The sequence below is a fragment of the Alcanivorax sp. HI0044 genome (genome assembly GCF_001634945.1).
Map to the genome: position 1 here is coordinate 1 of NZ_LWEZ01001935.1, position 614 is coordinate 614.

Consider the following 614-nt stretch of genomic DNA (forward strand, 5'->3'; position numbering starts at 1 on the left):
GGCGGGGCTTGCCGTGTTGATGATCGTTACCGGCCTGTACCTGGCCTGGCCGAAGGACGGCCTGCGCTCACTGCTGCCTGACCGTGCGCTAACCCAACGTGCGGGTTGGCGTCGCTGGCACCTGAGCCTGGGTTGGCTGATCGCGGTGCCGCTGCTGTTCTTTCTGATTTCCGGGTTGGCCTGGACCAACATCTGGGGCGGCAAGATTGTACAGCCGTGGGGTTCGCTCCCCGGCACCGGCTTTGTTCAGGCCGAATCACCGACCGCCGCACAACCAGCGCAGAATCATGCGGCCATGAACGAACAGGGGCTGCATCGTGTGCCCTGGGCGGTGGAACAAACCCCCATGCCCGAGTCTGGCGCGGTGGATCAGAAAATGGATCTGGATGATCTGGTGGAGCAGGCAAAAGGCCACGGTTTCGACACCTTCCGGGTGCATTTCCCCCAGGAGGATGGCGGAGTCTGGACGGTGTCCGCCACCACCATCGCCGGTGATATCACCCGCCCGCGCGGTCGGCCTGATTATGCTGTTGGTGGCCCTGGCCTTCCCGTTATCGGCCGCCGCCCTGCTCGGCATTATTTTGCTGGATGCCGCGCTCTCCGCGCGTAAAGCC

Annotated in this window: 1 protein-coding gene; it reads left to right on the top strand. The window is 64.0% G+C overall.

The window, feature by feature from the left end:
• The coding region (locus A3730_RS28685; protein ID WP_197477733.1) for a PepSY domain-containing protein at positions 1–610 on the top strand (610 nt) is incomplete at its 5' end.
• Between the last annotated feature and the right edge of the window lie 4 nt (positions 611–614).